The following is a 10,099-nucleotide window of genomic DNA, read 5'->3' as shown; positions in this document are numbered from 1 at the left end:
TCAGTAAGGATTGCTAAGTGATCAGATCACACACACTTGAAAGAGTTCAAAAAAAATCCCCAAGCTACAAGCTTGGGGATTTGTGTATAAGAGACAGCCTCAATGAGGAGCCTTTCTAATTTGGAAATCAATACTAAGCTTATTGTGCTTGCTTAGCGACAATGGCTCGTACTGCTTCTAAATCTTCTCGTGTATCTACACCTGCTGCTGGCGCTTCTTTTGCCACTTCAACATGAATCTTTTCACCGTACCAAAGCACACGAAGTTGCTCTAGACACTCGATTTGCTCAAGTGCGCTTGGCTGCCAATTCACGTAAGTATTAATGAAACCCGCGCGGTAAGCGTAGATACCGATGTGGCGCATCAATGGGTTAACGATCGTTTTGTCTTGTTTAGCAAAGTTGTCACGATCCCATGGAATCGTTGCTCGGCTAAAATACATGGCATAGCCACGCTCATCCGCGACCACTTTTACCGCATTCGGGTTGAAGACTTCCTCTTCCGATTCGATCTCCACCGCAAGCGTTGCCATGGGCGCATCGCAACCTGCTAAGTTATCAGCCACTTGGCGAATGATAGACGGCGGAATCAATGGTTCATCACCCTGAACATTCACCACAATGTGGTCTGCAGGAATCGCCATTTTCTCTACTACTTCGGCTAGTCGCTCAGTGCCAGATTCGTGGTTTGGCGAGGTCATACAAACCTTGCCACCAAACTGCTCTGCTGCCACTGACACTCGCTCATCGTCAGTTGCAATAATCACATCTTCTGCACCCGCTTGTAACGCTTGCTCGTAAACCCATTGGATCATAGGTTTACCACCAATGTCTGCCAATGGCTTACCTGGTAAGCGGCTTGACGCATAGCGTGCAGGAATGACAACCGTAAAAGACATTAGCGTCCCTCGTCCATGCTCATGGTTCGTGCTTCTGGCTCAAGCAGAACAGGAATACCCTCTTTGATTGGGTAAGCAAGGCGATCCAGTTTGCAGATCAACTCTTGATTATCTTTATCGTACGTCAGCTTACCTTTGCACACAGGGCAAGCTACAATCTCAAGCAGACGGTGATCCATAAGTCGCTTTAACCTCTTTTATTCGATTTAAAATTCGCTCTGCGTCGTTTGATTCAAACTGAGCAGAAACAGGCAGATACCACCAATTGTCTTGCGCATAACTGTCGCATTTGACGGCATCCTTTTCTGTCATAATCACATTCGCTCCTTGTTGAGCCAATGCTTGTAATTCTTGCTGATCAAAGTCTTGATGATCGGCAAAGCCTTTCGTCACTTTAACATCCGCATTCATTGCGTTAAGTGTATTAAAAAATCGTGGTGGATGCCCAATCCCGGCAAACGCAACGAGATCTCGTAATTCACTGACCTCGACCTGTTGCTTGGTCTTCAGGTTGATCGCCTTTGATGGCGTTAAAGACATTGGCATTTCGCCATACTGAGCTTGACCACCATTAGTGATGATAAAATCGACTTCAGAAAGACGCTCTACCCCTTCACGTAGCGGGCCAAGTGGAATAAGGCGTTCATTACCAAAGCGGCGATTACCATCAACGATAACAAACTCGATATCTCGCTCTAAAGCATAATGCTGAAGGCCATCGTCAGTAATAATGATATCAACGCCAGTTTCAAGCAATGCTTTCACCGCATTGGCACGAACCGGGTCTACAGCGACAGGTGCAGCAGTACGGCGATAAATCAGCTTCGGCTCGTCACCACAGTGTTTCGCTGGTGTATTGTCATCCAAAACAAGCGGATACTGCGGCGCTTTCGCCCCATAGCCACGAGACACAACGCCTGGTTTGTAACCAAGCTGCTGTAATTGCTCCACCAGCCACACAACAACTGGTGTTTTACCATTACCCCCAGCCGTGATGTTACCCACCACAACTACAGGCACTGGCGCTTTGTAAGCTTGTTTTTTACCTGATTGATATTGTTGACGCTTAGACTTACTGATCGCACCAAACAACAAGCTCAGTGGCCACAAAAGCGGCCACAGTAGGTATTTGAGAGGATGGTTTTCGAACCAGATTTTTTCAACCACAGTTCTTAGGCACCAAATTGGATTCGATGAAGTTGAGCGTACGCGCCATCTTTCTTGGCAATCAGCTCCGCGTGGTTACCGCGTTCAACGATCGAGCCCTCATCTACCACTAGAATTTCATCTGCATTCTCGATAGTCGACAGTCGGTGTGCAATCACCAATACCGTCTTGTCTTTTTGCAGTTCATCCAGCGCCGATTGAATAGCACGTTCAGATTCCGTATCCAGAGCTGATGTCGCTTCATCAAGAACCAGAACAGGGGCATCACGCAGAAGTGCACGGGCAATGGCTACGCGTTGACGTTGGCCGCCAGATAGACTCGCGCCATTCTCACCAATCATCGTATCAAGGCCGTCTTCCATCTTGCTGACAAACTCAGTGACGTGAGCAAGTTTAGCTGCACGTTCGATGTCTTCACGTGTGTATTGATCTTCTGTCGCGTAAGCAATGTTGTTTGCAATCGTGTCATTAAACAAATGTACGTTTTGCGATACCAATGCAAACTGCTCGCGCAGGTTCTTAAGCTCGTAGTCACGAATATCGTGGCCATCAAGTGTAATTGAACCACCGCTGACGTCGTAAAAACGGTTGAATAAGTTAGCGATGGTGCTCTTACCTGAGCCTGAACGACCAACAAGAGCAACTGTCTTGCCTTTTGGAATATCAAAGCTCACGTTCTCAAGTGCCGGTTTCTCTGCACCTTCGTAGGTAAAGCTGACTTCTTTTACTGCAACGTCGCCATTTGCGCGATCTACAGTGAACTTACCTTCGTTCTTCTCTGGCTCTAGGTCTACCAGGGCAAACAAGGTTTGGCTCGCTGCCATACCACGTTGGAACTGTGAGGTTACGTTTGTCAGCGCTTTAAGCGGACGCATCAAACCAAACATTGCTGAGAACACAACGGTAAATGTACCCGGCGTTAATTGATCTTTGATTGAGTCGATACTTGCTAGGTAAAGCACAACAACAATCGCAATAGACGCGATCATTTGAATGATTGGGTTTGCTGCAGCTTGAGCTGTCACCAACTTCATACTTTGTTGACGCATTTGGTTGCTGACTTTTTCGAAGCGCTTGCCTTCGATATCTTGACCGCCGTAGCTTAGTACGACTTTGTGACCTTTTAACATTTGCTCAGCAGAAGCCGTCACATGGCCCATCATGGTCTGCATGTTCTTCGAAATCTTACGGAATCGCTTAGAAACGATACCAATGCCCCATGCCACCACTGGTGCAACAGCAAATAGAACTAGAGAAAGCTGCCAGCTGTTGTAGAACATCAGCACAAGAAGACCGATTATGCTCGCACCTTCACGCACAATGCTGACTAACGCTTGGCTGGTTGCGGCAGAGACCTGTTCCGAATCATAAGTAATACGAGACAGTAAATTACCTGTTTTTTCTTTATCAAAGTAAGAAACTGGCATATGCATGAAGTGATTAAACACCATGCGACGAATTTGCATCACCACGTTGCCGGATACCCAGCTCAAGCAATAAGTGGAGACAAATCCGCTCACACCACGAATGAACATCATGGCGAAAACAATCAGTGGAAGCGTGCGTAGAAAATCCGATTCCGCATTACCAAAACCCTCGTCAAGAAGTGGTTTTAGCAAGGAAATCATATAGGTATCTGAAAGTGCATTAATCACTAATGCAATGACGGCAACGATAATGCCTGACTTATAAAGGCGAATAAATTGCCATAGACGCTTAAACGTCTGCCAGGTCGTTTCATCAGTATTTATCGACATAGAAGTGCTTTATTTTCTTACATTAAGACTCTTATTCTACTCCCTTACGCAGCATCTGCCTATACCAAGGCTCAAATGTCTCACTACGTTTAGCTTCAAAGTACCAATTGTCTCGCTCAATAAACACCGATACCTGCCCATGATTTCCCGTATCCAGCCAGTGGGCACTTGCTGCCTGATAAGCCGATAAAACATTTTCAGCAGGCATGCCCCATTGATTACTTTTTGCTAACGAGGCTATCGCCAAGGTTGGAGAGACAGTTTGAACAAATTTTGGATTCGAAGAGCTCTTGCTGCCATGATGAGGAACAAGCATAACATCACTCTCTAGCTTGTTGGGTTCACGCATAAGTATCCACTCACTGACGGCTTCAATATCGCCAGTCAAAAGCAATTTAAAACCCGATTCCTTATCCACAACTCGAACAACACACGAATGAGGATTATAAGCACGGTTTACCTGCTTAGGTGGCCATAGGACTTCAAAATAAAGCGCCTGCCAATACCAGCGTTCACCCGCAATACAAGATTGGTAGTTAGCGTAGTTTTGACTGCTGAATTTCTGCGCTGGCGAAAAGTGCTGCTCTATATACTGCCTACCTCCAGCATGATCCGAATCAGCATGACTGATAATGAACATATCAATGGTGCCAAAACCTCTGCGATGTAATACGGGAGAGATAACTTGCTGAGCTATGCTCCCTGAGTTCCAAGCTTTGCCTGTGTCATAAAGCGCCACCTTTCCATGCTTCTCAATTAATACCGCAAGGCCATGCCCTACATCTAACACGTCCACTCGCCAAGAATTTGTTGTACGCTCATAAAATAGGGCGACACCCGTCACTAGCATGACTAACGTAACGAGCGAGCCCCGATTCAAAAAACGTCTCAATAATCCACAGATGGCAACTGCGAGTATCGTTAAGGTCAAAGGCAAACTTACAAAATGCCAACTCCCGACCGCAAACTGTAATGACCATGTCAGTGGCAACAACACCCAATCCACCAGTTGCCAAAGCACACCAGCCAACTGAAAAGAAATTGGGGTTACAATCAGCGCTAGGAACATCAAAGGGACGACCAAAAAACCAAACCAAGGAATGAAAACTAGGTTATAAGCGATGGATACCAAACTTGTTCCAGAGAAAAACGCACCGCTGATTGGCACGATAAGCAAAGTAAGCACTAACTGTATTTTTAGTAGTGAACTCAGCTTCGTTTGCCAATTGCCGCGTCGCTGTTGAACCACATTCACGGCTAAAAGCACGGCAACCACGGACAGATAAGACAACCAGAAGCTCATCGTGAATGAAGCAAAAGGCTCGATGAAAAGCTGTATCGAGACTGCGAGCAATAACACTCGCCAAGGGCTCCAATGAACCAACGCCGCTTTAAGTACGAGATAAATGACACAAACCGAGAAAGCACGGGTTGTAGGTAAAGAAAAATCGGCCAACCACGCATAAACGAGCGCTGCCAATAAACCGACAGCGGAAGGAAGGTGAACAAATTTGGGGAATAGAAGCCGAATGACAAAGCCCAAACTCATGCCAAACGCAAACGCCATTCCAATATGCAAACCAGAGATTGAGACCAAATGCAGCAGCCCGCTATCTCGCAGAGACTGCCAATCCTGTTTAGCAAGCAGGGAGCGGTCGCTAAACGCTAATGCACTGATTAAAGGGAAATGGTCAAGTTCAGCAATATGAGTATCAACGGCCGTAATGATTTGCTGTCGAAATGAAGAGTGTGTACGAATCAACCATTTCGCGTCATCAGGTGTGACAGCTCTAGCGGTAATACCCTTACCTATCGCTTGCTTTTCCGCATCAAACCCCGCCTCATTCTTCAAACCCAGAATCGGTTTGATCGTCACCTGAGTAGTGAACTCACTGTTAACGGGCAGTGGGAAAGCGGTTATCAATCGGATTTTCGGTTTAAGAAAAGGTAACAGGTTTTGAGAATTCACCTGATTGATCTGCGCAATTCCTTCATATCCGTGACTTATTTGCGTAAAAGGGCTGTCAACTTTGCCATTTATGGTAATATTCACCCCTGCTCGAAACAGGGCTTGTCTTTGATGCTCCATAACATTGCCGTGGATAATGACAACCATAAAGCCCCAAATTACGCCTATGCTCAATAAGCCACGACGTAATTTGATAATCGAGCCAGTGGCAATTATTCCCAGCAGCAACCATCGCCAATCAGGCATCGTCGGCCACCACGCAGACGATATAACGCTCGCTACAAATAACGCCAAGGTCAAACTTTTTTCTAAGAGAGTCATGTCGTCCTATGCCTAGAAAGCTGATAAAACGCTTCATGCCAGATCATGAAATGATCAAACGCCAAAAAGCACTGAAGGTCTTCGGCAACGTTTTATACAACCCAAACTTGTGGTGTTTAAATCGTCGCTCTGCATCAGGTGCTTTTGCTGTTGGTCTGTTTATGGCGTTTGTTCCGCTTCCGAGCCAGATGATCATGGCGGCAGGTCTCGCCATCATGCTCGGTGTTAACTTGCCTCTATCTGTTGCCCTTGTCTGGATCAGTAACCCAATCACCATGCCGGTGCTGTTCTACTTCGCATACAAACTTGGCGCATTGGTCATGCATGTACCACCACAACCGTTCCACTTTGAGTTGTCGTGGGATTTCATCATGCAGCAAATGAACACCATTGGGCCTCCGTTCCTACTAGGCTGCGCAATCTGTGGCGTGGTATCAGCCATCATCGGCTATTTTGGTATACGTGGACTATGGCGTTACTCAGTGGTCAGAAGCTGGCAAAAACGTAAGATACGATAAGTACTTCTTCTTCAATTGGCAGGTCTCAGAACATCGAATGGAGAATAGTTAACGTTCGAAATGAAAGGCGATGTAACTCAAGTATGAAAGCTACCGAGCCACCGCAAAGATAGTTAGATTGCAGATAAAAGAAAGGACCGAGATTCGGTCCTTTTTTGTGTCAGTGAGTGACCAGCGCTTCGCTAAGCTCTATCCACTACTTTGAACTCAATACCGCCGCTGGGTTAAGTTTCGCTGCACGAGATGCGGGATACCAAGTTGCTAGCAAGCTCAGAACAATCGCTGTAATGGAAACTAAAGCAACATCAGGCCAGTGCAACTGCGATGGCAAGAAGTCGACAAAGTAGATATCCCCCGAAAGGAATTGGTGACCAATTAAGGCTTCCAGCCCTTTAATAATCGGTGTGAGGTTGAGAGCGACAAGAACGCCAACGACACTGCCAGCAAGGCTGCCGAATACACCAGAGAAGACGCCTTGCCACACAAAGATACGTTTAATCAAACCATCCTTTGCACCCATAGTACGAAGAATCGCAATCTCGGCAGCACGATCTTTTACCGCCATCATCAGTGTCGACACAATGTTGAAACACGCGACACCGATAACCAAAACCATCACCAAGTACATAATGGTACGAACTAACTGGATATCACGATACAAGAAGCCAAACTGTTGTTGCCAGCTTTTCAGGTAAACATACACATCAATCAGATTACCCACTTCACGCACAATGGAAGGCGCGTTAAGTACATCATCGGTCTTGAGCGAAATACCCGTGACGCCATCACCTAAGCGCGCATAAGCCTGAGCATCTTTCAGCGGCACCAAAGCCAATGAGTGATCGATTTGACCATTGAGTGCTAGGAATCCAGACACCTTCACGCGAACTCGTTTCGGCGCTTGAACCTTATTGGTGCTTCCGGTTTGCGGAATCATCAACGTAATGTAATCACCTACATCGACGTTAAGCTCATTCGCTACACCACGCCCCAAAATGACTTGCTGTTGGCCCGCATAGAAGTTCTGCCATGCTTTTGGATCAATGAACTCCGACATGCTCGACACCGCTTGTTCAAAAGCAGGATCCACACCACGCACTTCAATCGCCTTAAGCTTACTGCCCTTTTCTGCCAATCCCGTAAATCGAACATAAGGCGCCGCTGCGACAACATGTTCATGCTTCAAGGCTTGGTTCATGGTCTTGGTGTAGTTATGTAGCGGACCGTTTACCCCTTCTAACTCCCCATGTGGGATTACCGATAAAACACGTGACTGTAGCTCACGCTCAAAACCGTTCATGGCGGATAGACCTATAATGATCACCGCAACACCAACCGCAATACCAATAGTGGAAGAGAGAGAAATGAACGACACCATCTTGTTACGCTTTTTCGCGCGACTAAAGCGGCCACCGATCATCAATGCTAAAGATGAAAACAAAATTAGCCCTCCGCAGCCGCTGTTTGAGTCGTAAAGCGATCCACCAGCAAACCATCTTGCATGTGCATTTGACGATCCATTTTCGCAGCTAACTCGTTATCGTGGGTCACCACCAAGAAAGCGATGTTTGACTCCTGGTTTAGCTCTCGCATTAAATCGTAAATCGCCAATGCCGTGTTGTGATCTAGGTTACCTGTAGGCTCATCAGCCAAAACCAAGTCAGGCTTATTAACCAAAGCACGGGCAATCGCAACACGTTGGCGCTCACCACCAGATAGCTCCGAAGGACGGTGGTCCATGCGGTGTTCTAGGCCAACTTTCTCAAGTAGAGCTTTTGCTTCCGCTTTCGCATCCGCTACTTTTGCGCCCCCAATCAACAATGGCATCGCAACGTTTTCAACTGCGGTAAAGTCAGCCAATAGGTGATGGAACTGATAGACAAAACCAAGGTGTTTGTTTCGTAGTGCCGCTTGCTTGTTTGAACTTAGCGCAGACAAGTTCTGCCCCAGAAAATCCACCTCACCTTGAGATGCATCATCTAAAGCGCCAAGGATGTGAAGCAGCGTACTCTTACCCGAGCCAGATGAGCCAACAATAGAAACCAGTTCACCTTTGTCGATATCAAAACTCACGCCTTTCAACACTTCCGTATCTAACGAGCCTTCTCGGTAGACTTTACGAATATCACGACATTCTAATAGCTTATTCATAGCGAAGTGCCTCAGCTGGTTTAACAGAAGATGCTCGGTAAGACGGGTAAACAGTTGCAGCTAGACTCAGAGCAATCGCCAGCACTACCACTAATAAAATTTGGAATGAATCAATCACGATTGGCAAGTGACCACCAAAGCTAAACAAGGCAACGCCTGCCGCTTCCAGAATAGCATTGAGATTGAGCGATAAAGCAACGCCGACCGCGCCACCAACAATCGCACCAATCACACCACTACTCGCGCCCTGCACCATGAAAATCGCCATCACTTGAGATTGCTTCATACCTTGAGTTTTGAGAATCGCGACTTCCGATTGCTTCTCCATCACCACCATGATCAACGCAGAAATAATATTAAATGCTGCTACGCCAACAATCAGCCCCAGCATCAAGCCCATCATGTTCTTTTCCATTTTTACTGCTTGGAAAAGCTCACCACGCTGCTCACGCCAGTCACTCCATTGCCAACCTTCCGGCAATGGCTTATCTGCAAATTCCGTCACCATAAATGGGTCAGAGAAGAACACACGCCAACCGGATACCGTATCTTTCGGTAAACGCATCAATTTAGAAGCGTCAGTCATGTTGACGATCATAAGCTGACCATCCACATCTGAGCCGGTATTAAAGATACCCGCCACAGTGAAGTTACGTTGACTTGGGATTCGACCTAATGGGGTAAATTGCGTCGCATTGGTCACCATTAAGCGGACTTTGTCACCCATCGATACTTTAAGAGCACGCGCCAAACTGTGACCAAGGAAAACCTTATATTCACCCGCTTGTAGCGAAGATAAACGACCTGCTATCAAGTGATTGGAAATAGGATCGCCAAGTTTAGGCTCGATACCAATCAAGTAACCAGCGGTTAGCTGTGCGGAACTTTGGATCACAGCTTCACCACGCACAATCGGCTCTGGCTTAGCGATGGTCGACATGTTTTGAATGAATTGGGGCGCCGTCTCGCTCATTGGCGTTTTGCCATCGTGCTGAGAAACGACAGCATGAGGAAGCACGCCTAAAATGCGCTCTTTAAGCTGAGCTTCAAAGCCATTCATCACAGACAGTACTGTCACCAACGCCATCACACCAATCGTGATACCTGCGGTCGACATATAAGAAACGAATCGACTGAATCTATCCCCGGAGCGTCCCCGAAGATACCTCAAGCCAATAAACAAAGAGATAGGATGATACATATAGGACAAACCAACTGGTTTTCTAATAATGGAGCCAATACTTAGCTAATTAATAGCGGTTATCTTACCTTACTCTTACTATGAAGAAGACAAGATAATCGCTAAATTTGTCAACGA

General features: G+C 46.5%; 9 protein-coding genes. 1 reads left to right on the top strand and 8 read right to left on the bottom strand.

Translation table 11 applies throughout. The features are described from left to right. Window positions 1-139: 139 nt before the first annotated feature. The 5 genes from kdsB to GXP65_RS21510 are packed head-to-tail and all read right to left on the bottom strand — an operon-like array spanning window position 140 to window position 6,112. Complete coding sequence (gene kdsB / locus GXP65_RS21530; protein ID WP_162093700.1) at window positions 140-898, bottom strand: 3-deoxy-manno-octulosonate cytidylyltransferase; 759 nt, start codon at window positions 896-898, stop codon at window positions 140-142. Further along, complete coding sequence (locus GXP65_RS21525; RefSeq protein WP_005378451.1) at window positions 898-1,077, bottom strand: Trm112 family protein; 180 nt, start codon at window positions 1,075-1,077, stop codon at window positions 898-900. Before GXP65_RS21525 ends, kdsB begins: the two co-directional genes overlap by 1 nt. Beyond that, window positions 1,058-2,065 carry a tetraacyldisaccharide 4'-kinase gene (gene lpxK, locus GXP65_RS21520; protein WP_162093699.1) on the bottom strand — a complete coding sequence of 336 codons (1,008 nt, stop codon included), beginning with the start codon at window positions 2,063-2,065 and terminating at the stop codon, window positions 1,058-1,060. Before lpxK ends, GXP65_RS21525 begins: the two co-directional genes overlap by 20 nt. A gap of 5 nt (window positions 2,066-2,070) precedes the next feature. Beyond that, complete coding sequence (gene msbA, locus GXP65_RS21515) at window positions 2,071-3,822, bottom strand: lipid A ABC transporter ATP-binding protein/permease MsbA (protein WP_162093698.1); 1,752 nt, start codon at window positions 3,820-3,822, stop codon at window positions 2,071-2,073. Between the two features lie 31 nt (window positions 3,823-3,853). After that, window positions 3,854-6,112, bottom strand: coding sequence for a DNA internalization-related competence protein ComEC/Rec2 (locus GXP65_RS21510; protein ID WP_162093697.1), 2,259 nt, complete (start codon window positions 6,110-6,112; stop codon window positions 3,854-3,856). Window positions 6,113-6,120: 8 nt separating this feature from the next. On the opposite strand from GXP65_RS21510, the gene GXP65_RS21505 reads away from it, so the two are divergent. Continuing rightward, entirely contained in the window at window positions 6,121-6,630 is a 510-nt protein-coding gene (locus tag GXP65_RS21505; RefSeq protein ID WP_005531989.1) for a DUF2062 domain-containing protein, read from the top strand. Between the two features lie 196 nt (window positions 6,631-6,826). Here the strand turns inward: GXP65_RS21505 and lolE are convergent, their stop codons facing one another. From lolE to lolC, 3 genes are read right to left on the bottom strand one after another with little or no spacing between them, the layout of a single operon-like run. After that, the gene (gene lolE, locus GXP65_RS21500; RefSeq protein WP_162093696.1) at window positions 6,827-8,071 is read right to left on the bottom strand and encodes a lipoprotein-releasing ABC transporter permease subunit LolE; all 1,245 of its coding nucleotides are present in this window, start codon (window positions 8,069-8,071) and stop codon (window positions 6,827-6,829) included. Window positions 8,072-8,073: 2 nt separating this feature from the next. Next, a complete protein-coding gene (gene lolD / locus GXP65_RS21495) occupies window positions 8,074-8,781 on the bottom strand; it encodes a lipoprotein-releasing ABC transporter ATP-binding protein LolD (protein WP_050918315.1) in 708 nt (235 codons plus the stop codon). Further along, window positions 8,774-9,982, bottom strand: coding sequence for a lipoprotein-releasing ABC transporter permease subunit LolC (gene lolC, locus GXP65_RS21490; protein WP_162093695.1), 1,209 nt, complete (start codon window positions 9,980-9,982; stop codon window positions 8,774-8,776). Before lolC ends, lolD begins: the two co-directional genes overlap by 8 nt. Between the last annotated feature and the right edge of the window lie 117 nt (window positions 9,983-10,099).

The sequence above is a fragment of the Vibrio sp. LB10LO1 genome (assembly GCF_010092875.1).
Taxonomy (GTDB): domain Bacteria; phylum Pseudomonadota; class Gammaproteobacteria; order Enterobacterales; family Vibrionaceae; genus Vibrio; species Vibrio campbellii.
Note: the sequence above shows the minus strand (reverse complement) of the source record. Positions and strands in the feature narration are given on the sequence as shown.